Source organism: Planomicrobium okeanokoites, assembly GCF_003428875.1.
GTDB lineage: Bacteria > Bacillota > Bacilli > Bacillales_A > Planococcaceae > Planococcus > Planococcus okeanokoites.
In genome coordinates this window covers 278,924-299,093 of sequence record NZ_QQRS01000004.1, presented here as the reverse complement: position 1 = coordinate 299,093, position 20,170 = coordinate 278,924, and the positions used below count along the sequence as shown (strand labels likewise).

Annotated in this window: 24 protein-coding genes and 1 riboswitch; of the genes, 18 read left to right on the top strand and 6 right to left on the bottom strand. The window is 46.2% G+C overall.

Going from position 1 to position 20,170, the window contains the following annotated elements:
* Positions 1–34: 34 nt before the first annotated feature.
* A complete protein-coding gene (locus tag D2910_RS11430; RefSeq protein WP_084243297.1) occupies positions 35–391 on the top strand; it encodes a SpoIIAA family protein in 357 nt (118 codons plus the stop codon).
* A gap of 99 nt (positions 392–490) precedes the next feature.
* On the opposite strand, the gene D2910_RS11425 is transcribed toward D2910_RS11430, so the two are convergent.
* A complete protein-coding gene (locus D2910_RS11425) occupies positions 491–700 on the bottom strand; it encodes a hypothetical protein (protein ID WP_084243296.1) in 210 nt (69 codons plus the stop codon).
* Positions 701–808: 108 nt separating this feature from the next.
* On the opposite strand from D2910_RS11425, the gene D2910_RS11420 reads away from it, so the two are divergent.
* The 8 genes from D2910_RS11420 (at position 809) to D2910_RS11385 (ending at position 9,199) form a co-directional block, all read left to right on the top strand.
* The gene (locus tag D2910_RS11420; protein WP_117313570.1) at positions 809–2,002 is read left to right on the top strand and encodes a class I SAM-dependent rRNA methyltransferase; all 1,194 of its coding nucleotides are present in this window, start codon (positions 809–811) and stop codon (positions 2,000–2,002) included.
* Between the two features lie 162 nt (positions 2,003–2,164).
* The gene (locus D2910_RS11415; RefSeq protein WP_255400080.1) at positions 2,165–2,467 is read left to right on the top strand and encodes a DUF3817 domain-containing protein; all 303 of its coding nucleotides are present in this window, start codon (positions 2,165–2,167) and stop codon (positions 2,465–2,467) included.
* Positions 2,468–2,596: 129 nt separating this feature from the next.
* Positions 2,597–3,811 (top strand): MFS transporter, encoded by a 1,215-nt coding sequence (locus D2910_RS11410; RefSeq protein WP_117313569.1) that lies wholly within the window; start codon positions 2,597–2,599, stop codon positions 3,809–3,811.
* A gap of 16 nt (positions 3,812–3,827) precedes the next feature.
* Positions 3,828–4,394: a GNAT family N-acetyltransferase gene (locus D2910_RS11405; protein WP_117313568.1), complete on the top strand. Its 567-nt coding sequence runs from the start codon at positions 3,828–3,830 to the stop codon at positions 4,392–4,394.
* Positions 4,395–4,420: 26 nt separating this feature from the next.
* On the top strand, positions 4,421–6,160 hold the full coding sequence (locus D2910_RS11400; protein WP_101802463.1) for an ABC transporter ATP-binding protein: 1,740 nt from the start codon (positions 4,421–4,423) through the stop codon (positions 6,158–6,160).
* 62 nt (positions 6,161–6,222) lie between these two features.
* Positions 6,223–7,002: a MerR family transcriptional regulator gene (locus D2910_RS11395; RefSeq protein WP_117313567.1), complete on the top strand. Its 780-nt coding sequence runs from the start codon at positions 6,223–6,225 to the stop codon at positions 7,000–7,002.
* Between the two features lie 483 nt (positions 7,003–7,485).
* Entirely contained in the window at positions 7,486–8,241 is a 756-nt protein-coding gene (locus D2910_RS11390; RefSeq protein WP_117313566.1) for an endonuclease/exonuclease/phosphatase family protein, read from the top strand.
* 124 nt (positions 8,242–8,365) lie between these two features.
* Complete coding sequence (locus D2910_RS11385) at positions 8,366–9,199, top strand: endonuclease/exonuclease/phosphatase family protein (RefSeq protein ID WP_117313565.1); 834 nt, start codon at positions 8,366–8,368, stop codon at positions 9,197–9,199.
* Between the two features lie 61 nt (positions 9,200–9,260).
* Here the strand turns inward: D2910_RS11385 and D2910_RS11380 are convergent, their stop codons facing one another.
* Complete coding sequence (locus tag D2910_RS11380; RefSeq protein ID WP_117313564.1) at positions 9,261–9,890, bottom strand: queuosine precursor transporter; 630 nt, start codon at positions 9,888–9,890, stop codon at positions 9,261–9,263.
* A 12-nt stretch (positions 9,891–9,902) separates the two neighbouring features.
* Complete coding sequence (queF, locus tag D2910_RS11375; RefSeq protein WP_084243287.1) at positions 9,903–10,397, bottom strand: preQ(1) synthase; 495 nt, start codon at positions 10,395–10,397, stop codon at positions 9,903–9,905.
* A 92-nt stretch (positions 10,398–10,489) separates the two neighbouring features.
* Positions 10,490–10,537, bottom strand: a riboswitch (PreQ1 riboswitch).
* Between the two features lie 102 nt (positions 10,538–10,639).
* On the opposite strand from queF, the gene D2910_RS11370 reads away from it, so the two are divergent.
* Positions 10,640–11,542 (top strand): cation diffusion facilitator family transporter, encoded by a 903-nt coding sequence (locus D2910_RS11370; protein ID WP_084243286.1) that lies wholly within the window; start codon positions 10,640–10,642, stop codon positions 11,540–11,542.
* Positions 11,543–11,646: 104 nt separating this feature from the next.
* On the opposite strand, the gene D2910_RS11365 is transcribed toward D2910_RS11370, so the two are convergent.
* Entirely contained in the window at positions 11,647–12,954 is a 1,308-nt protein-coding gene (locus tag D2910_RS11365) for a cytochrome P450 (RefSeq protein WP_117313562.1), read from the bottom strand.
* 209 nt (positions 12,955–13,163) lie between these two features.
* On the opposite strand from D2910_RS11365, the gene D2910_RS11360 reads away from it, so the two are divergent.
* The 4 genes from D2910_RS11360 to D2910_RS11345 all read left to right on the top strand — a co-directional run bounded on the left by D2910_RS11360 (position 13,164) and on the right by D2910_RS11345 (position 15,641).
* On the top strand, positions 13,164–14,096 hold the full coding sequence (locus D2910_RS11360) for a phosphotransferase family protein (RefSeq protein WP_117313561.1): 933 nt from the start codon (positions 13,164–13,166) through the stop codon (positions 14,094–14,096).
* Positions 14,097–14,163: 67 nt separating this feature from the next.
* Positions 14,164–14,712, top strand: a complete 549-nt coding sequence (locus tag D2910_RS11355) for a TraR/DksA C4-type zinc finger protein (protein WP_117313560.1) — start codon at positions 14,164–14,166, stop codon at positions 14,710–14,712.
* A gap of 114 nt (positions 14,713–14,826) precedes the next feature.
* Entirely contained in the window at positions 14,827–15,177 is a 351-nt protein-coding gene (locus tag D2910_RS11350) for a nuclear transport factor 2 family protein (protein ID WP_101802474.1), read from the top strand.
* A gap of 65 nt (positions 15,178–15,242) precedes the next feature.
* The gene (locus D2910_RS11345) at positions 15,243–15,641 is read left to right on the top strand and encodes a thiol-disulfide oxidoreductase DCC family protein (protein ID WP_117313559.1); all 399 of its coding nucleotides are present in this window, start codon (positions 15,243–15,245) and stop codon (positions 15,639–15,641) included.
* Between the two features lie 331 nt (positions 15,642–15,972).
* Here D2910_RS11345 and D2910_RS11340 read toward each other — a convergent pair whose 3' ends face one another.
* Positions 15,973–17,175: a DUF3238 domain-containing protein gene (locus D2910_RS11340; protein WP_117313558.1), complete on the bottom strand. Its 1,203-nt coding sequence runs from the start codon at positions 17,173–17,175 to the stop codon at positions 15,973–15,975.
* A gap of 160 nt (positions 17,176–17,335) precedes the next feature.
* On the opposite strand from D2910_RS11340, the gene D2910_RS11335 reads away from it, so the two are divergent.
* Positions 17,336–17,728, top strand: a complete 393-nt coding sequence (locus D2910_RS11335) for a hypothetical protein (protein ID WP_117313557.1) — start codon at positions 17,336–17,338, stop codon at positions 17,726–17,728.
* A gap of 81 nt (positions 17,729–17,809) precedes the next feature.
* Here D2910_RS11335 and D2910_RS11330 read toward each other — a convergent pair whose 3' ends face one another.
* Entirely contained in the window at positions 17,810–18,307 is a 498-nt protein-coding gene (locus D2910_RS11330; protein WP_084243278.1) for a metallophosphoesterase family protein, read from the bottom strand.
* Positions 18,308–18,459: 152 nt separating this feature from the next.
* Between D2910_RS11330 and D2910_RS11325 the strand changes: the two genes are divergently transcribed.
* From D2910_RS11325 to D2910_RS11315, 3 genes are all read left to right on the top strand, one after another.
* Positions 18,460–18,747 carry a hypothetical protein gene (locus D2910_RS11325; RefSeq protein ID WP_084243277.1) on the top strand — a complete coding sequence of 96 codons (288 nt, stop codon included), beginning with the start codon at positions 18,460–18,462 and terminating at the stop codon, positions 18,745–18,747.
* Between the two features lie 65 nt (positions 18,748–18,812).
* The gene (locus D2910_RS11320; protein ID WP_117313556.1) at positions 18,813–19,349 is read left to right on the top strand and encodes a dihydrofolate reductase family protein; all 537 of its coding nucleotides are present in this window, start codon (positions 18,813–18,815) and stop codon (positions 19,347–19,349) included.
* Positions 19,350–19,494: 145 nt separating this feature from the next.
* Positions 19,495–20,121, top strand: coding sequence for a cell wall hydrolase (locus tag D2910_RS11315; RefSeq protein ID WP_117313555.1), 627 nt, complete (start codon positions 19,495–19,497; stop codon positions 20,119–20,121).
* Positions 20,122–20,170: the final 49 nt, after the last annotated feature.

Here is a 20,170-nt window from a genome sequence, read left to right as displayed (position 1 = left end):
AATAATACGATAATTTTAAGGAAGGGGCGGAAAAATGCTGACTTTAGTGCCGAGTAAAGATATGGAAACAATTGCAGTGGAAATCGAAGGCCACGTAACACAAGATGATTTAACGAAGCTCGATAAAGTTATACAGGAAAAGTTTTCGGAAAAAGGGGAATTCAACCTTTACGCGATTCTTTACCACTTTGAAGGCGCTTCTTTTAAAGCGTTGCTCGAGGAAATGAAAATTGATGTGAAACGCTGGAGCCAATACAATAAACTGGCGGTGGTCAGCGATGATGAAAAAGTCGAGAAGCTGGTCGAAACCAGTGACTATCTGCCATCCATCAAAACAAAGCATTTCGACATTGACCAGATGGAAGATGCGTGGGAATGGATCAGTGAATAAGGAAAAGCGCAAGCGCCCGTTCAGCGTTGCTGCCAGCATAATCCGATGAATCTAAAAAGCGTTCAGCACTTTTACCGTGCTGAACGTTTCTTTGTTTGCTCATGGTCCAATTTCTTCAACAGTCAGAAGCTCGGCTTTGACGATATGATGCATATTCAGCACAATCGTTTTGCCGGCAGCATCCTGAACAGGAAGCAAACTGACCATGACCCCGGAGAAATGGTATTCGAGCGGACCCTCAAACCGGATATTCTCCAGCCATTCCCCGTTCGACAGAAGAATGTTATAGGTGTGGATCTTTTTCTTCATGATTTCTCCTCCTCAGCTGTTATTCCGATGAAAAGAGTGTATTGAGAGAGGCTTTGTTATACACTTATTATAAGATAAATGGGCAAAATACAGATAGGATGAGACTTGATGAAACAGCAAATCACCATAAAATTGAAAGATAAATCCAAAGCGGAGATTGCCGCGGGCTATCCCTTGATAACAAAAGATTCGCTTGAAGGAGCCGAGCGCCTTCAAGAAGAAGGGACAATTATCAACCTGACAGACAGCAAAGGGCGTTTTGTAGCAAAAGCCTATTACGGCAATCAAAACAAAGGTGCTGGCTGGGTACTGACCCGAGATGAAACTGAAAACATCGACCAGGCGTTCATCGAGCGGAAGCTTATCGAAGCGCTGCGCCGACGCCGTGACTTATTCAATAATCCGGAAACTACCGCATTCAGGCTGTTCAACGGAGAAGGTGACGGGTTCGGGGGCGTCATCATCGATTATTATGATGGCTATTTCCTGGTGAGCTGGTACAGCGAAGGGGTTTATTCATTCAAGGAAGACTTTGTGGCCGCTTTGAAAAATGTGGCGGAATTCAAAGGGATATACGAGAAGAAACGCTTTGATACAAAAGGGCAATACATTGAAGACGATGATTTTGTCGCGGGCGAGCGCGGAGAATTCCCGTTGATCGTCAAAGAGAATGGAGTCAATTACGCCGTTTACATGAATGATGGAGCAATGACAGGCATTTTCCTGGATCAGCGGGAAGTGCGCCAGGCGATCAAGGAAAAATACGCAGAAGGGAAAACGGTGTTAAATACGTTTTCCTATACCGGTGCATTCTCTATCGCTGCTGCTCTTGGGGGAGCGGATAAAACGACCAGTGTCGATTTAGCTAAAAGAAGTTCTGCTAAGACCATCGAGCAATTCAGTGTCAACGGCATCGATTACGAAAACCAGGATATCCTGGTTATGGACGTTTTCAACTATTTCAAATATGCCAAGCGCAAGGAATTGAAATTCGATATCGTAATTTTGGATCCACCGAGTTTTGCGCGATCCAAAAAATATACGTTCAGTACATCGAAAGACTATACGAATCTCATGAAAGAAGCGATTGCGATTACAGAAGACAAAGGTATCATCGTCGCTTCGACAAACAGCGCCTCTTTCGGAATGAAAAAATTCAAAGGGTTCATTGACCGGGCATTCAAGGATTTGGGAAGAAAATACAGCATTGTGGAAGAGCATTCCCTGCCTCCGGATTTTCGGGTCGACCCGAAATTCAAAGAAGGCAATTATTTAAAAGTCCTCTTTGTAAAACTGGGATGATGCATCCTGATAAACGCTGAAACTTTGACGTAACGTCATTCAATATGTGACGAAAATTTGCAATGTCTCCAGCTTTTTCGCTGGTCTTTCAAGTCATCTTCTTGTAGAGGGGGAAGCTCCTCTTCTATAATGGTGGATAGTATGAAAGAGGAGTAGAAGGACTTGAAAAATGCATTGAATCAATTTCGTTTCATGGGATTTGTTGAAGGCGGCTCTTTGTTGCTGCTATTGTTTATTGCGATGCCGCTGAAATATTTTTTCGGCATGCCGGAAGTTGTCAGTGTGGTGGGTGCGCTTCATGGCGGACTGTTCACCGTTTATGTATTGATGATCATCTACGCCACTTTTGCAGTGAGATGGCCGTTCCGTTTTACCGTCGGCGCACTGGCGGTAGCTTTTATACCGTTCGGTAATTTCATATTGGACAGACGGCTGGAAAATTGGAAGCAGCTGAAAGCAGCCTGAGACACCGAGGGAGCAAGTCCCTGGGTGTCTTTTTATTTCCCAACTGTTTTATAATAGATAAATCAGCCGATGTATGGGATTCGGCTGGAATCATACATATTTTAAAACTAATTTACTGGAGGACCTGTAATGGCGAACGCAATAAAGACATCTATGGCAGGGAACCCGGTATATCCGGTCATGTTCGCAATCGGCGCATGCCATTTGCTGAATGATACCTTGCAGGCGGTCATACCCGCCATGTTTCCGATTTTGGAAGAAGAGCGGGGTCTGACTTTTACACAACTGGGCTTAATCGCCTTTGCCTTGAATATGGTGGCTTCTGTCCTGCAGCCAGTAGTCGGTTATATCAGTGACAAAAAACCGATGCCATATGCTTTGCCGCTCGGAATGACCAGTTCATTCCTTGGAATTGCCGGGCTCGCTTTTGCACCCGAATATTGGATGATCCTGGTGTCAGTGATGTTTCTCGGCTTTGGGTCCGCCGTTTTCCATCCCGAAGGTTCGCGTGTTTCCTATATGGCAGCTGGATCAAAACGGGGATTGTCCCAGTCCATCTACCAGGTCGGCGGCAATTCCGGACAGGCGCTGGCACCGCTGATCAGTGCGTTCATTCTGGTGCCGCTTGGACAGACGGGAGCTGCATTGTTTTTATTCGTTGCGGCGCTGGGCATTTTTATCCTGTCGAAAATTTCACGGTGGTATAAAGAGCAGCTGGAACAGGAGAAGCTGCAGAAAGTGAAGAAAGTGCTCTTGTCGTCGTTGCCGGAAATGACCCGCAAGCAGATCGGCATCGCTTTGACTTTATTGCTGATCATCATTTTTGCGCGTTCTTTTTACGTCACGAATATCACCAGCTTCTATATTTTCCACCTCATGGAAGCGTATGGGCTGACGATTCAGCAAGGTCAGCTGTACATCTTCCTGTTTTTGGGCGTAGGTGCGGCCGGCACGTTCTTTGGCGGTCCGCTGGCGGACAAAATTGGACGGAAAAATGTCATCGTACTGTCGCTCGCGGTACCGATTCCATTGGCGCTAATGCTGCCCTACATGCCACTTTACGCGGTTCTGCTGCTCCTTGGGCTGATCGGCTTTTTCATTATGCTGAGCTTTTCAGTCACAGTGGTGTACGCGCAGGAATTGGTGCCAAGTAAAATCGGGACAATGGCGGGACTGACGGTTGGCCTGGCGTTCGGCATGGGCGCAATCGGCGGTGTGGTCATCGGCATCCTGATGGATTCGATCGGTGTTTATGAAACGATGGTGGTAGTATCGTTTCTTCCGCTTCTTGGATTAGTCGGGCTCGGACTGCCGAAAGACCGTAAGATAGCAGCAGTTAAATAAGGGGGATACAGTAATTATGGAGAAAAAAGTTAAAATACCGGAAGTGCCGGAAGAATTATTCACAGAACGGCTGAAACTGCGCATGCCAAAACCGGGGGATGGAAAAGTGATCAATGCGGCGATTAAAGCTTCCATGGATGAATTGAAACCGTGGCTCGGTTTTGTATTGGATAATCCATCTCCTGCCGATACTGAAATCAATACGATGGAAGCGCATATCCTTTTCCTGAAAAGGGAAAATCTCCGTTATTTGATCTTTGATAGGGAAACAGATGAATTTATTGGATCGACAGGCTTCCATAATATTGAATGGGATATGCCGAAAATGGAAATCGGCTATTGGATCAGCACGGCACAAAGCGGCAAAGGCTATATGATGGAAGCGGTGAGCACCCTGACCGATCTGGCTCTGAACAGTTTCGGCTGCCGCCGCGTCGAAATCCTGTGTGACGCGGAGAATCTCAAAAGCCGCGCCGTCCCGGAGAAATTGGGCTACGTAATGGAAGGCGTTCTGCATAACGATGAATTATCAGTTGACGGCAAAAGGCTGACGGATACCTGCATCTACGCAAAATGGCAGTAAATTGACCACGACAGGAGTTTAGAATCATGGAAAACAAGGAAGAAAAAATGGGGTTAAAACCTTTCGTTTCGTTAATCCTATCATTAAAGATTCCTAAAGCGGCTTTGATTTTTGGGCTGCTGGCCAGTTTGATCACCACCCTTGTCGGGCTGGTCGTGCCGCTGCTGACCAGAAATCTGGTCGATGGCTTTTCGGTTGAGTCGTTGAGTGTGCCGTTGATCATCGGCATCGTGGCAGCCTTCATCCTCCAGGCGCTCATCAATGGTGTATCCATTTACCTGCTCAGCAAAGTGGGGCAGCGGATTGTCGCCGGATTGCGCGATAAGATGTGGATCCGCCTGATCCGCCTGCGTGTCGGTTATTTTGATCAGCATTCCAGTGGTGAAACCGTCAGCCGGGTAGTCAGTGATACGGGAGTTGTACGGAATCTCATCACGGATCATTTTCCGAATTTCATTACAGGAATCGTTTCCATTGTTGGTGCTGTAACGATTCTGCTGATTCTCGACTGGAAGATGACATTGATCATGCTGCTTGCTGTACCTGTAACTGTGCTGATCATGTTCCCTCTGGGCCGCCGCATGGCGAAGATTTCGCGGACACTGCAGGATGAGACCGCCGAATTCTCCGGCCATGTCCAGCAGACGATCAGTGAGATCCGCTTGATGAAATCTTCCACTGCTGAAATGGTGGAAGAGCGCAAAGGCTTGAGCGGCATTCAGCAGCTTTTCAGAACAGGCATGAGAGAAGCGAAAATCTATGCGATCATTGCGCCGCTTATGTATGTCGTGATGATGGCGGTGATTGTCACAATCATCGGATACGGCGGGATCCGGGTAGCGGAAGGGACAATGTCGACAGGTTCGCTTGTGGCGTTTCTCTTGTATTTATTCCAGATCATCATGCCGGTCACTACTTTTGCGATGTTCTTCACGGAGCTGCAAAAAGCGAAAGGAGCGACGGAGCGGATCATCGGGATTCTGGACTTGCCGCTCGAAGAAGGGCAGCAAGGCAAGGAAATGGATATTGCCGGCAAGACCTTGCGCGTTTCCGGCGTGACATTTTCGTATGAAACCGGTGAACCAGTGCTGCAGGACGTCAGCTTCGAAGCGCAGCCTGGTGAAATGATCGCGTTTGCCGGACCGAGCGGCGGAGGCAAAACGACAGTGTTCGGTTTGCTCGAACGCTTCTATGAACCGCAACAAGGAGAAATCCTCATCGGCGATGTGCCGATTCGGGAGCTCTCCATCAATTCATGGCGCGACCAGATCGGCTACGTGTCACAGGAATCGGCTATGATGGGCGGAACGATCCGCGCCAATCTGACATATGGTCTGGCAGACGCTGAGGCGATACCGGATGAGCAATTATGGACTGTAGCAAGAATGGCGTATGCGGAAGATTTCATCAAGGAATTTCCGGACGGCCTGGATACACAGGTCGGTGAACGCGGCGTTAAATTGTCGGGTGGACAAAGACAGCGGATTGCTATTGCCCGTGCGTTCCTGCGCGATCCGAAAATCCTGATGATGGACGAAGCGACGGCAAGTCTCGACAGCCAATCGGAAGGCATCGTGCAACAGGCATTGAGCCGTCTGATGGAAGGGCGCACGACGCTGGTCATCGCCCACCGGCTTTCAACCATTGTGGACGCTGATAAAATCATCTTCATTGAAAAGGGACGGGTGACCGGCATGGGCAAGCACAGTGAATTGACCGGTTCCCATAATCTTTACCGTGAATTTGCGGAGCAGCAATTAACTTAGATTTTATGCTTGACCTTGACGCAGCGTAAAGGTGTAATGTGGACTCATCAGGAGGTGAGGAGATGGAATATACCGTTCAGAAGTTGGCGCGGATGGCGGGAGTCAGTACGAGAACTCTCCGTTATTATGATGAAATCGGATTATTGGAACCGGCCAGGAAAAATTCATCCGGCTACCGGATTTACGGCAGGGAAGAAGTCGATAAGCTGCAGCAGATTCTTTTTTACCGTGAACTGGGGCTGGACCTGGACAGCATCCAAAAAATCATTTCAAATCCTTCTTTCGACGGACCGGCCGCACTCCGGATGCACCGCGAAAAGCTCCTCGCCCGGCGCCGGCAGCTGGATCTCCTGATCACTAATGTGGAATCCACGATTTCCGCAGCAGAAGGGAAGAGCACAATGGCTGACAATGAAAAGTTCAAAGGGTTCAAACAGAAACTGGTCGAGGACAACGAGCAGCAATACGGAGCAGAAATCCGCGGTAAATACGGCGACGACACGGTAGATGAGTCGAATGCGAAAATGCTCAATATGAGTGAAGAGAAATATGAAGAGTTCAAAAGCCTGGAGCAGAAAGTGCTGGATGCGCTTGCGGAAGCATGCGGAACCGGAGATCCTTCAGGCGAGCTCGCCCAGAAAACGGCTGACCTCCATAAGGAGTGGCTGTCGTTCACATGGCCTGCTTACAGCAAGGAGGCGCATGCGGGACTTGCGCAGATGTATGTCGATGACGAGCGTTTTGCCGCTTATTATGACAAGGCATGCGAAGGCGGAGCAAGGTTTTTGCGAGATGCGATCTTGGTGTATACCGGCGTAGAGCCGGAGAATTCTTTTGAATAAGGAAATAAAATAATGCATGGCTGCGAATTTTATATTCGCGGCTCTTTTTATTGGGGAGGGGATTTTATTTATAGAAGAATAGATTTTGAAATATTATACATATTTTTTGGTGGCACATAAAAATAGAAAATGGAAAGTATTTCGGCCATTTTGGAAAGTATTCTGCGTGAATTGGAAAGTATTTAAGCCCAAATGGAAAGTATTTCGTGGGATTTGGAAAGTAAGTCCAAATAATGGGATTTTTAATTTATATTAACCATCTTAAAAAAATGGAATGGACGGTATTTCATTCCCAACAGACAGTACATCCAATTAACTGGAAATTTTCCTCTTGAATCATCCGATATCTCGACAATGAAACGAAAAAAATCAACCGAATTAGCAATCGCAATTTTCATTTGCATAAACTTTGAAATATCGTTCCAACGCTAGTTTCATATAATGCTGACAGGGAAAAGCTGATAAAAAGGGGAGGCCGTCAAAATGGGCAATGCAGATGTGGCGCTCAGAATAATGAGCTTTAATATTTCTTCAGGTTTGACGATGGATGGCCGCCTCGACCTCGAGCTTACGGCCTCGGTCATCGAAAATGCGGAAGTGGATATTGCGGGTCTTCAGGAAGTGGACCAGAATTTCTCGGAACGGACGGATTTCACGGATCAGGTTAAATGGCTGGCGAAAAGGCTGGGGATGCACGCAGCATTCGGACCGAATCTGACTGCGCATCCGGCAGATGCCAAATGGCCGCTGCAAGCTTATGGCAACGCGATATTGAGCCGTCATCCGATTAAAAGCTACCAAAATCACCTGTTGAAGAAACTGGAAGAAGGGCCTGAAAGGGAACAAAGGGGGTTGCTGGAAGCGACCATTGAAATAAATGACGAAGCAATCGCATTTTTCAACACCCATTTATCTCTGAATGAAAAACAGCTTGAACGCAATATTGAAGAATTGCTGGGAATCATCCGGAATCAGGATCTGCCGGCAGTTCTGACCGGCGACTTCAACGCGGAACCGAACAGTCCGCATATGAAACGGATTGAAGAAGAACTGGACAATGTTTTCGGCGCGCCCGCTTCCCACCCCGAAACTTATAAAAAAGAAGGTGACCATGGGCAGAAAATCGACTTTATTTTTTACAGCAGGCACTGGCAGGTGCTTGAGGCGGAAACCATCGATACGGAAGCGTCCGATCACAGGCCAATCCTCGCTGTTTTGGAACTCTACCCTAAAGCTTAATAAACTTTACAAACTTTTACACGGCTGATACAGTAATTTCTCCGGGAGCTTGCTATACTAAACTCGAAATCAAAAGCAGATCTTTTGAGCAAACAAAGTTTGTCCCAAAAAAGGAGAGCGAAGCATGAAAAACAGGAAACCGCCAATTGTCAAAGTCATGTCGTTTAACATCGCCCACGGTTTAGGTATGGATGGAATTACGGATCTTGAGAGGACGGCTACTGTTATTGAAGATTCCTGCGCAACCGTTATCGGCTTGCAGGAAGTCGATCGTTTCTTCGGGGAACGGAGTCAGTTTATGGATCAGGTGGAATGGCTGGGCAATCGGCTTGGCATGTACACCGCATACGGTGCCAACCTGGATTATCCCCCGGAACGGGAAGGAATGCCGAATCAGCAATACGGCAACGCAATACTAAGTAAATATCCCATCACATACAGTAAGAATCACCATATGACTCCCGTCAAACAATGGTACGGAAACGATGAGCAGCGCGGAGTTCTGGAAGCGGTCATCGAAATAGATGATATGGCGATCAATGTTTTTAACGCACATCTTTCATTGAAAGATGAAGAATTAAAACTTAGTGTGAATGAAATTCTGGCGTTGACGGAAAAGAGCAAGTTCCCTTGTATCGTAATGGGCGACTTCAACGCTCCGCCGTTTTATGCGCCAATCCGCAAAATGAACCGCCATTTTACGGATGCTTTCCTGAAAATGAAAAGAGGAGACGCTTATACGTATCCATCACCGCATTCATACCATACAACGGGTGTGGATTTGAAACCTGTCACCCGCATTGATTATATTTTCTTCAGTCCGGAAATGGAAGTTGCGCAAACCGCGACTATTTCTACGAATGTTTCCGACCATTTGCCGATTGTGGCGGACTTGATGCTGGCAAGAAAAAAGCAGCTTACGCCGCAAAAGGAAAAACACTCAAAAGCGAAAGCTTAATAGAAAACTAATATATTTTCGTTAGAAAAAAGGGAGAGCCATCTGGGCTCTCCCTTTCATATTAACTATAAACAGCCTTGCCGGAAACCTGTTCGCGGCGGCATAATTTGACAAGCAGATAGACAAGCGGTGTATCGGCAGCTGCCACGATCCACTTGAACAGGTATTGTGTGACAATCATACCGATCAATGCGCCGACAGGCAACGTCCCTGCAAATGCGATCGTGATGAAAATGGTCGTATCGGCAAGCTGGCTCACCATCGTAGAAGCGTTATTGCGGACCCACAATTTGGATTCGCCGTGGCGCTCTTTTAATTTGTGGAAAATCGTGACGTCCAGATTTTGGCTGATGAAATAAGAGATCAGGCTGGCTAGAGTGACGCGGAAGCCGGCCGAAAAGATGGATTCAAAAGATGCCTGATCGCCGAAAAATGGTGCAGCCGGCAAATGGATGGCGAAAAAGATGAATGCCAGTGCCGCAAGCTGCGTGATAAAACCGGCGAAGACGGTTTTTCTCGCAGCCTCTTTGCCGTATACTTCTGCAATCGTATCGGTGATCGGGAATGTGAAGACGTAGACGATTACCGCGGCCGGCAGCACCATCCACTCCCCGATGCTGAATAATTTCACTGCCAGAATATTGGACAGGATCAATAAGCCTACAAACGCGCCGTTCAAATAAAGTAACATGGATTTTCCCCCTTATCGATTGGTGATCGTTTCAGGATTCATGTCATGATTCATCATCCGGTACGATGCCATTTCTTCATATTTTGTTCCAGGCTTGCCGTAATTCGTGTATGGATCGATCGACAATCCGCCGCGGGGAGTGAATTTTCCCCAGACTTCGATATAACGGGGGTCCAGCAGATCGATCAGGTCATTCATGATGATGTTGACCACATCTTCATGGAAATCCCCATGGTTGCGGAAACTGAAGAAATATAATTTCAGCGATTTGCTTTCCACCAATTTCTTATCGGGAATAAAGCTCAAGTAAATCGTTGCGAAATCCGGCTGGCCGGTCTGCGGACACAGGGATGTAAATTCCGGGTTATTGAATTTCACGAAATAATCGCGTGAATGCATATTGTCGATTGCTTCCAAAACTTCCGGAGCGTATTCATATTTATATTTTGTGTCCTGATTGCCAAGCAATGTTAAGTGGTCCAATGTGTCTTCATTTCTTCCTGCCATTAAAAAAAGCCTCCTCGAATGCAGTTTCGGGAGAGGCTATAAAAAAGGGAAAAAGAAAAAGCCAAATCGCATGTGGATTTGGCTGAATTTCAAAATCCATAGTTTTTTATAGAGGGTGAAATGCTATGAACCTCTCCCGTCACCGGGTTATTTAATTTCCTTAACCATCGTATAAGAACCGGAGTTCGCTGTCAATCACCTTTTTTGCTAAAATGACGATAACAGGAAGGGAGAGAGGAAAAGTGGCGCATGACCATGACCATTTTGAAACCGCGAGGAGCGGCAATAAGAAAGCGTTGATATTGGCTTTGATCATTACTGTTTCCATTATGCTGCTGGAGTTCTTCGGGGGTCTTTTCACAAATAGCCTTGCGCTCATTGCAGACAGCGGACACATGCTGTCAGATGCCGCATCACTGCTCCTGAGCCTTGGAGCTATCTGGTTTGCGGGCAGAGCCGCTTCTGCCAACAAGACTTACGGCTATTACCGTTTTGAGATCCTTGCGGCGTTTTTCAATGGCATCACACTTTTTGTTATGGCTGGCTTCATCATATACGAAGCAGTCGAGCGTTTCTATAACCCACCGGAGGTAATGGGTGGATGGATGCTGGCAATTGCAGCCATTGGGCTGTTGGCAAACATTCTGAGCGCCTGGGTGATCAGCAGACAAGCGGATGTCGAAGGCAATTTGAATATGAAAAGCGCTTATCTCCATGTAATTGGAGATGCATTGGGTTCAGTCGGTGCCATTATTGCCGGGGTGTTGATCCTATTGTTCGACTGGACCATTGCCGATCCGCTTATATCGGTTTTAGTGGCTTTGCTGATTTTGAAGAGCGCATGGGGTGTATTGCAGAACAGCATACATATTTTAATGGAAGGCTCGCCTGTTACGGTCAATGTGGCAGAAGTCAGAAGGATGCTTATGGGCATTGATGGGGTGCAGGATGTCCATGATCTCCATATTTGGACGATCACTTCCGGTATGGATTTGCTGACCTGCCATTTGGATATACAAGAACACGCAAAGGAACAAGAAATCTTAAAAGAAGCTGTGGCGCTGGTCAATAAAAACTGCAAAATTGAACACACAACAATCCAGATTGAAAAACCTGGCTTCAGCCATCAAGAGTTAAAAGTATAACCTTTGGTAAGTGTTTGTTTTTCTATTAAATAACCGCAAAAAAAAGCCCTTGAGAAAGGGCTTTTTTTGAATCTGGAATTTGCTGAGATTAAATATACACTTTTTTACATGACTGTCTGGCTGTGACGGTGCTTGATGATGTTATCAGGTGACTGACGGATTTTTTGGACTTCGCTGATGATGAACCGGCTTTTTGGCATAGTCGGCATTCTCGCCATATCATAACTTAAGTCCTGTTCCGGCACTTTATACGTGATATTTTCTGTCAGATATTTAAAGAAGGACTGCATCACCATCACGGTCATCCATTCACCGGCACAACGGTGGCCGGCATGATGGTCGCCGCCACCTTGCGGTACGAAAGCGAAAGGGCTGCCTTTCCAGTTTTCAAAGCGTTCAGGTATGAATTCATCAGCGTTTTCCCAATGATCCGGATGCCTGTTCGTTCCAAAAAGATCCAGTACGACCAGCATGCCTTCTTTTACATGGTAACCGTGCCAGATGAAATCGCGATTCGCTTTTGCAGCCATTGCTGGAGCAAAAGGATAATAGCGGCGTACTTCCTGTGCGAACAGTTTACTGAAATTTTTTTCATCGGCTTGCAATTTCGGTTTCATTTCAGGGTATTCATGGATAGCCAAAGCTCCGAAAACAATCAGATAAGCGGCTGCGATAATCGGTCTGTAGGCATTGTTCAAATCGACAGCTGCAACATCAAGGTCGAGTAATTTGCCATCCGGGGATTTTTGCATCGCGACAATATACGCGGCTGTATGGGAAGGCGGTGAATAGACGCGTGACCGAATGTCCCGGATGATTCCTTTCAGCCATGCTTCATGGCTCTTCCGTGCTTCAGCCCCTTCTTTGAACCGGGTGAGAGATCCGCCGAAAGAGTCCACCATTGCAACAAGTTCCTGCGTCCGTTGCTTTACTTCGCTTTCTTTTAAAGGCAGTCCTGCCCAATTCATGACTGAACGCGCCAGCACTTCTTCTATTTCATCGAGCAGCAGGACTTCGTCCATCGTTTCCCATTGTGCTGCTTTTTTATCCAGCTCTTCTATCGCCAACCGTTTCATATCTTCCAGTCTTTCAGGCGTCATCATGGATAAGAACATGCGCTTTTGGTGATGGTGGTCTTCGCCGTCGCGTCCATGCAGTCCGCCTTCCCCGAGCAAGGTCTTCTTCAGCGGTTTTGGAGCCGCACCTTCCCGCTTGAAATACTTATTGTCATAGAAAACTGCCGCCGCTTCTTCCCCGGCGATGCAAAGAGATTTCTTGCCAAGTAAACGCGCTTCGAAGATATCTGACTCCAATTCTTTACGGCGGCTTGGCAGGAAGTTGAAGCCTTCATTGATCAAATGCATCGTGCTGTCGAACTCTTTGGCTTTTGGAATAGGTTTTTTAACTCTCATCGATTTTTATCCTCCTTATGAAATGAAGCCGAATGGCTGAAAAAAGCAGTGAATTTGCGATTTATAATATATAAAAAGCATACCCTTCCAGTCTCTGCCTAAACGCTGATACAGTCTGCGATGGCTGGAGAGTGAAGTCATCGATGATGTGTTATAAGATGAAGTGGAGATATAATCCATGTTCCTAAAGTGAGAAAGTGGTGAGACCTATGAACATACAAAATTATAAGGAACCGACTTCAGAAAGCATCGAGTGGACTGAAGCGATTATTGAAAAGCCAGTGAAAAGAGAAGGGATAAAGAGGCTGCAGGGAGGTACTTCTTCGCTTGTATTCGATATCCCTTTTCAGGATGAAAGTCGGCAAGGGAATTTGATTCTTCGATTGTTCCATAAAAAAGACTGGTTGGAGATGGAACCGGATCTGGCCAGACACGAAGCGGGAAGCCTCCGGCAAGCAGCGGCTCTCTCAATACCATCGCCGGAAATTATCGCATTTGATGAAACCGGTGAAGAGTGTGGAATGCCTGCGGTGCTGATGACAAAACTTGCCGGAGATACTATTTTACAGCCTTCAGACAGAGCAGACTGGCTGGATAAGATGGCTAAGTGCCTGGTGGAGATTCATCAGCAGAAAGCCGGGGATTTCGAATATGAGTATTTTTCCTATAACGATGCGTTAAGGTTGGAAAAACCATTATGGTCGAAATTCCAGGATGACTGGATGCGGGCTTTTTATATCGTTGCAGGAGTCCGTCCGCGGCCGGAATATTGCTTGATTCACCGAGACTATCATCCCGCCAATATTCTTTGGCAGAATGGAGAAATTTCTGGAGTGGTGGACTGGGTTAATGCCTGCCGCGGACCTGCTGGAGTGGACGTTGGCCACTGCCGGGTGAACCTGACGCAATTGTATGGACTGTCTGCAGCAGATGATTTTCTGGAATCGTATATCAAATACGCGGATGACACTTTCCGCTACGATCCTTACTGGGATCTTTTATCGTTGACGGATACGTTGGACGGTCCGCCAAAAGTCTACGAAGGATGGACGGGCCTCGGCATGACCGGATTATCGGATGAGCTGATCCGCCACCGTCTTGATGAATACTTATTGAGCCTGCTTGACCGGTTTGATGATTGAACGGACAGGTTTGATTTCTCTCAATTAGGAAATATACAGAACAAGTAGTTTTTGAGGAGGAATCGGCATGACTGACCAACAGATGAAACAATTGAAGAAACAATTGACTGACCAATTAGAGACTTTGGAAGATCGCGTAGAGCATACAGAGGAGTTTGAAAGAACGGAACTCTCAAATTATGATAATCACCCAGCGGATAATGCGACAGATCTTTTCGACCAGGAAAGAGGGATGGCATTGACGCAGTTCAAAGAAGAAGAAATAGAAGACATCAAAGCAGCGCTATCTGCAATGGAAGATGGAACATATGGTAAATGTGCAGTCTGCGGCAAGGAAATCCCTTTTGAACGCATGGAAGCTTTGCCGACAGCATTGACATGCATCGACCACGCAGATGAAGAACTGGATCTCGAAAGCCGTCCTGTTGAAGAAGAAGTGCTACAGGGTTCAACGGACCAGCCAGTTGAAAAAGAGGATGGAAGAGTCCGGGACTTCAATAATAGCTTTGAAGATGTTGAAGATTTCGGATCATCAGATGGACCGCAGGACCAGCCTGGCGATGATGAACAGATGAAAGATTTCTACGATGGCGAAAATGAAGACGATAAGGATTGATTAATACCCCGGTCTTTCGTGACCGGGGTATTTCCTATTCCAGTATTAAGAGGTATTGTTTAATTATAAATGGGAATTAAATATTTCCCGGGAAATATGACAGGGGGGTACTGGATGAAAGATTTGGAACGTGAAATCTATGAATTGGAGTGCCGGCATATTTCGCCGGATGTTCGAATATCCCAAGAAAAGCTGGCGGAAGTGCTGGATGATGAATTTTACGAGTTCGGCAGCAGCGGCGGAATTATTCTGAGATCAGAATATGACGGAGATCATCCCTTAAGTCCCGATCACATGGAACTCTCTGATTTCAAAATGCACCAGTTGGGCGAAGAAGCGGTTTTGACAACGTACCGTATTAAAAATAAGACAACTGGCAGAAACACAATCCGCAGTTCTGTCTGGAAAAAACGGCCGAATGGCTGGAAGTTATTTTTCCATCAAGGCACTGTGGCAGCCGTGTAGGGTTTAGATAGAAACCATAAAGGCTATTTATAAACCTAAGACGTTTTGCAGAGGAGGAAAAGACAATGGACCATGCAATAGTGCTGTTTGATGGCGATTGCAATTTTTGCGATTCAAGTGTCCAATTCATCATCAATCATGACCCGGCAGGCTATTTCCAATTTGCTTCGCTGCAAAGTGAAGTAGGTGAAAAGCTGTCGCGTGAACACAATATACCGGACGATGTCGACAGTCTTGTTCTTATAGAGAATGGGGAAGCCTATGTTAAATCTGAAGGAGCGCTGCTGATTTCCCATCATTTTACAGGTTTGTGGAAATTGGCATACCACCTCCGGCCATTTCCTGCAGTGATCCGTGATGGCGCATATGACGTTATTGCCAATAACCGCTACAAAGTATTTGGAAAGCTGAATAGCTGCATGTTGCCGCCGCCGCATATCCGCAAACGATTTTTGGATAAATGAAAATAAGAGAGCCTGGATGGAAAAGCGATTGCCTTTCTATCCTGGCTTTTTTGTGTCTGGTTTCCATTGGGCGTTTCCGCTTTTTGAGTCTGCTGTGGCGAAAACTCGCTAAACCAATTCGGAACCGTGCTCCTGCATCGCTTCGCTGCTTCGTCGCAAAGAGATGTCCCAAATTCTATTTGGTTCATCTCTTCGCAGTCGCTTTTCAGTGTCCAGACTCCTGCGGCCCAGCTCTTCGGGTCATAAGCCAGCCCAGCTGCCGTGGCGAAGAGCGCCACTCTGCTGTTCTGTCTTATGCCTTTCAGAGCTAAGCGGGCGCAGTCGCTTTTCCTTACTCAAAATTACTGATCCGCCAATATTGGCTGGCAATGGGACCTGCCATCCAGGATAATCCTTTATCCTCGGCTTCATGGATTTGCCCCCACTCCGCATTGCGTCCGCTCTTCAGATATACTTCATGATTGGGAGCCTGGTCGTGGATGCCGATAATGTCATAGACGCCGTTCCGGTAAAAGTTTGCGGTTAGCTGATAATCGATGTCCGGTGAAGCAACTAAAGGGTTGCCAACGGAATGCTTCAGATCGATGGCAATTTTATGGTGGTCTTCTTTTACTTCTTTCAATTCGATGCCCGCCGCAGAAGCGACATCTGCTTTGCGGAATTTTTTTCTCCAATTATAGGCTGTGGTTGTTCCCACATCTTTTGAACAATCCACTAAAGCCCCATCTTCGGTAAACCGGACACTCAGGTCGACGCGTGTTCTGTATTCAGGCGACACGGGATCAAAGCTGCGGCCATCCCCTTTAAAAAAGCGGTTTAAGGACATGAGGTTTGGGTTTGGCATTATTTCTTCTCCAATGAATGTTAAATAGCGCAGCTGCCATTCAGGTTGCTGGATATGATCTTTTTGGGTCGGCTGTTCAGCCAATAACTGTTCCCTCTTGGCTACACGTTTAATAATCCAGAATTCTTCCATCGCCGCCTGCTCCTGTGATGATCTCACATTGACCATGCCGAAAACTGTCGCCAGTAATGATTTTCTGTGTTTCATCTTTTCTTCGGATTTCTCCAGCGGCCGCTTGCCGTGCACCCAATACGTATAGGCTTTCTTGCTGTCCGCTTCCAAATCCGTGAACTGATTTTTATCAGTATCCGTTATGAATTCGCCATCACGGTAAATATCAAAACTGGCAATGCCATCAATTGCTCCCCAGGCAATGGCGATTTTTGAATCAGAGACAATCGTACTTACGGTGATTTGCTGAAGGCGATTGATAAAATCATCCAGATAATTTTCAGTTCCCGTCTGCAGTTTGATTCGGTCAATCACTTTTTCATCAAGGTCCAGCCTTTCGATGGAGTAAATATACATTTCACCTGGCGTCAGCCCTTCATCTTTGAAAGAATTGTCTGTGCCTTTATATATTACTTTTCCATCGCGTTCTAGCCGGCAGGTGCCTCCGGTATTTGACCAGATGAAAAATATCGAGGTATCGGTTTGTTCAAGTAATTCCAGTTCCAGGCGCATCGGCATAATCTACCTCTCCTCATTAGATTTTTCTTTTCAATACCCGGAATTCCAAAATCTTGAACCCATAATTAGTAAGAATGAAACATTTGTAACAGAAATAAAACATATAAATGGTCTAACAGATTGTATAATATAGGTAATTACAATATACGGAGGCGTTTTTATGGCACATCCGGCAAAAATGCTCAAAGAGTTAAAAGAAAATAAGCCGAACGCTTCGATTGACCATTGGATTTTCGGTATTTTTCATACAAGCCGATCTGATAAAGTGGATGGATTTAAAGGGTTGCTTGCGGCAAGTGAAGAATCATTAGTCTTTAAAAGTGGCGGTACAGGAGAAGACTCCTATGTAATGGAAGTTCCTCTGAGTGAAGTTGCAGAAGCAGAAGCGGAACTGACGGGAACGGTGAATATGATTATTCACCTTATCGACGGCGGACACATGGAAATGTCTTATATTTCACGTGGGAATCCACAGGAGTTTTTACAATTTCTTAAATCGCAGCGGGAGAATCCGGCAGAGGGATTATTGTCGATCGATCATTCACCGAAATAATTCAAATGACATTTAAAATATTATGGCATTATAAAAAACCGGACCTCTTTATCAGGAGCTCCGGTTTTTGTGCCTTAACTTCTATTCTTTATCAAAGAAAATATGCTGCACTGTCCACTTTTCACCCACTTCTAACAGGCCAAAGGAATATTGCGGCTGACGGCGTTTATCTGTCGGGGAACCGGGGTTGAAAAGAGTCACCCCATTTATTTCTTTCATCAGCGGTATGTGAGAGTGGCCGAAAACAATCAAATCGACTTCATCTTCGGCAAAAGCTTCGACAGCGCGCTGTTCGGTAGTTTTACCTGTGCCATCCCCGTGCACGATTCCTATTTTCAAGTTCTCCACAGTAACAATTTTCTTTTTGCCGAAGCGGTCGACTATTTCCCACGGATCGACATTTCCCGCGACGCCGATAGTTTCTGTATAAGCAGAGAGCTCAAAGAAGACGTCAAGGTTTTGCCAATCCCCTGCATGTAAGATCAAGTCTGCCTCCTCACAGGCGTCCAAAAGGATTTTCGGAAGTTGCTTTGCTCTTGCAGGGATATGGGTGTCGGACAAAATCAAAACTTTTTTCATCAGCAAATGCCTCCAGTAAATTGGATTTACCTTACTGTATCAAACAGTAAGCCCTAAGTCTAAGCCTGTGTCACAGAACTGACATGGTTAATATTCGGGCGAAAGGGAAACTGTATATTACAGTTTACAAGTACAGTGTGGAGGGATGAACAATGAAAAAAACGAGTCTGAATAAAATGGTTTTCGCTGGTACAGTTTTTGCAGGGGGCATTGTCCTATTCAGGAATATCAGGAAAAAGAATGGGAAAAAAGTATGGGTCTACGAAGACAACGATATGCGCAACAGTGTTACCGTGGACCGTGAGGAAAGTGTAAACGCCCAGTACGATGAAGCGGAAAAAGGGCTGACGCAATTGGATTCCGCTTTCCGTTCGGAATGGCAGGCGAATGGGTTTCCGCAAACACATCGGGAGCTGGAGAATTTGGAAAGCGGTAAATGACAGCTTGAAATATATGCGGCAGGAAGCGGCTTAGTCCGAAGTTTTTAAATCAGGAGGAGTGTAATATGGCTGATGAACGTAAAATTGTCTGCTATATAGCTGAAAGTCTTGATGGCTACATAGCAACAGAAGATGATTCCTTGGATTGGCTGTTCAAAGTGGAAGGAGAAGGCGATGCCGGGTATGCGGAGTTCATGGAAACAATCGATACGGTGGTAATGGGAAGAAGAACGTACGACTGGGTGATGGATATGGAAAAAGGCGAGTATCCTTATGAAGGGCTCAAATCTTATATCTATTCACGGTCTGTATCAGACAAGTCTGTCGGCGGTGATATCGAATTCATCGATATGGACATACCGGCATTTGCGGATATGCTTAAAAGCACGCCGGGTAAAAATATCTGGATTATTGGCGGATCGGAGTTATTGGCTGGCTTCATGGATGCCGGTTTGATAGATGAGTTTATCATCTCCATCGCTCCCGTAGTGATCGGCCGAGGGATTCCTTTGTTTCAGAAATCCGACCTGATGACGGAATACAGATTGAAAGAGGTGAAAAGATACGGGGAGTTCGCGCAATTGCATTACATTTCGAAGTAAAATCCTCCCGCTGATCAAGAGGGAATTTCCCTCGAATTAAAAATAAAATGTTTAGATCTATTTTCATAGGGAATTTCTAGTTAGAGGACAAAACTATCCGAATGCGCATGTACGGGCATGGAAGTTTTTAGAATGGAGAGGAACTATGAAAATCTTGAATCAGAACATATTTGGTGGAGCGGTCCTGGCCGTTGTTTTTTTATGTCTGCCTTTAGCGGAAGCCCAAGCGGCTCAACACCGGATTTCAGGGCCTGGCGTGGATAATGGGGAAGAGATTCGGGAGCAGCTGGCTCGAATGGGCTATTATGACGAAGACGTCACTGGTTATTTTAATTTCATCACCAGCAATGCAGTCACGAGATTTCAGGAAGACTACGGTCTGCCGCCGACAGGCATTGTCGGACCACTCACTCAGATGAAATTGGAAAATGTTGAAATGATGGCGAAGATTGTCCACGGGGAAGCCCGGGGAGAAAGCTTTATTGGCAAAGTCGGCGTGGCGGCTGTGGTCTTGAACCGCATCGAATCGCCTGATTTTCCGGACAGTACGGAAGAAGTCATTTTTCAGCGCAATGCCTTTACGGCTGTAATTGACGATCAATACCTGCTGACTCCGAACAGGAGCGCTTATGATGCAGTCAAAGAAGCGATGGAAGGCGTTGACCCGACAATGGGAGCTGTATTCTACTACAACCCAGCAGGGGTCACTGACGATTGGATATTTTCAAGGACTGTCCTCACACAGATCGGCCGCCATTTCTTTGCAGAATAACAATTTGCATTCACTATTCATATGAAACAATGAAGGCCACCCGGGAGTG

Coding starts and splice junctions, on each gene's coding strand:
- D2910_RS11425 (WP_084243296.1), bottom strand. CDS start 700: ATGAAGAAAAAGATCCACACCTATAACATTCTTCTGTCGAACGGGGAA.
- D2910_RS11355 (WP_117313560.1), top strand. CDS start 14,164: ATGACTGACCAACAGATGAAACAATTGAAGAAACAATTGACTGACCAA.
- D2910_RS11390 (WP_117313566.1), top strand. CDS start 7,486: ATGGGCAATGCAGATGTGGCGCTCAGAATAATGAGCTTTAATATTTCT.
- D2910_RS11365 (WP_117313562.1), bottom strand. CDS start 12,954: ATGAGAGTTAAAAAACCTATTCCAAAAGCCAAAGAGTTCGACAGCACG.
- D2910_RS11340 (WP_117313558.1), bottom strand. CDS start 17,175: ATGCCGATGCGCCTGGAACTGGAATTACTTGAACAAACCGATACCTCG.
- D2910_RS11420 (WP_117313570.1), top strand. CDS start 809: ATGAAACAGCAAATCACCATAAAATTGAAAGATAAATCCAAAGCGGAG.
- D2910_RS11345 (WP_117313559.1), top strand. CDS start 15,243: ATGGACCATGCAATAGTGCTGTTTGATGGCGATTGCAATTTTTGCGAT.
- D2910_RS11350 (WP_101802474.1), top strand. CDS start 14,827: ATGAAAGATTTGGAACGTGAAATCTATGAATTGGAGTGCCGGCATATT.
- D2910_RS11385 (WP_117313565.1), top strand. CDS start 8,366: ATGAAAAACAGGAAACCGCCAATTGTCAAAGTCATGTCGTTTAACATC.
- D2910_RS11380 (WP_117313564.1), bottom strand. CDS start 9,890: ATGTTACTTTATTTGAACGGCGCGTTTGTAGGCTTATTGATCCTGTCC.
- D2910_RS11320 (WP_117313556.1), top strand. CDS start 18,813: ATGGCTGATGAACGTAAAATTGTCTGCTATATAGCTGAAAGTCTTGAT.
- D2910_RS11430 (WP_084243297.1), top strand. CDS start 35: ATGCTGACTTTAGTGCCGAGTAAAGATATGGAAACAATTGCAGTGGAA.
- D2910_RS11400 (WP_101802463.1), top strand. CDS start 4,421: ATGGAAAACAAGGAAGAAAAAATGGGGTTAAAACCTTTCGTTTCGTTA.
- D2910_RS11360 (WP_117313561.1), top strand. CDS start 13,164: ATGAACATACAAAATTATAAGGAACCGACTTCAGAAAGCATCGAGTGG.
- D2910_RS11335 (WP_117313557.1), top strand. CDS start 17,336: ATGGCACATCCGGCAAAAATGCTCAAAGAGTTAAAAGAAAATAAGCCG.
- D2910_RS11315 (WP_117313555.1), top strand. CDS start 19,495: ATGAAAATCTTGAATCAGAACATATTTGGTGGAGCGGTCCTGGCCGTT.
- D2910_RS11410 (WP_117313569.1), top strand. CDS start 2,597: ATGGCGAACGCAATAAAGACATCTATGGCAGGGAACCCGGTATATCCG.
- D2910_RS11405 (WP_117313568.1), top strand. CDS start 3,828: ATGGAGAAAAAAGTTAAAATACCGGAAGTGCCGGAAGAATTATTCACA.
- queF (WP_084243287.1), bottom strand. CDS start 10,397: ATGGCAGGAAGAAATGAAGACACATTGGACCACTTAACATTGCTTGGC.
- D2910_RS11325 (WP_084243277.1), top strand. CDS start 18,460: ATGAAAAAAACGAGTCTGAATAAAATGGTTTTCGCTGGTACAGTTTTT.
- D2910_RS11330 (WP_084243278.1), bottom strand. CDS start 18,307: ATGAAAAAAGTTTTGATTTTGTCCGACACCCATATCCCTGCAAGAGCA.
- D2910_RS11395 (WP_117313567.1), top strand. CDS start 6,223: ATGGAATATACCGTTCAGAAGTTGGCGCGGATGGCGGGAGTCAGTACG.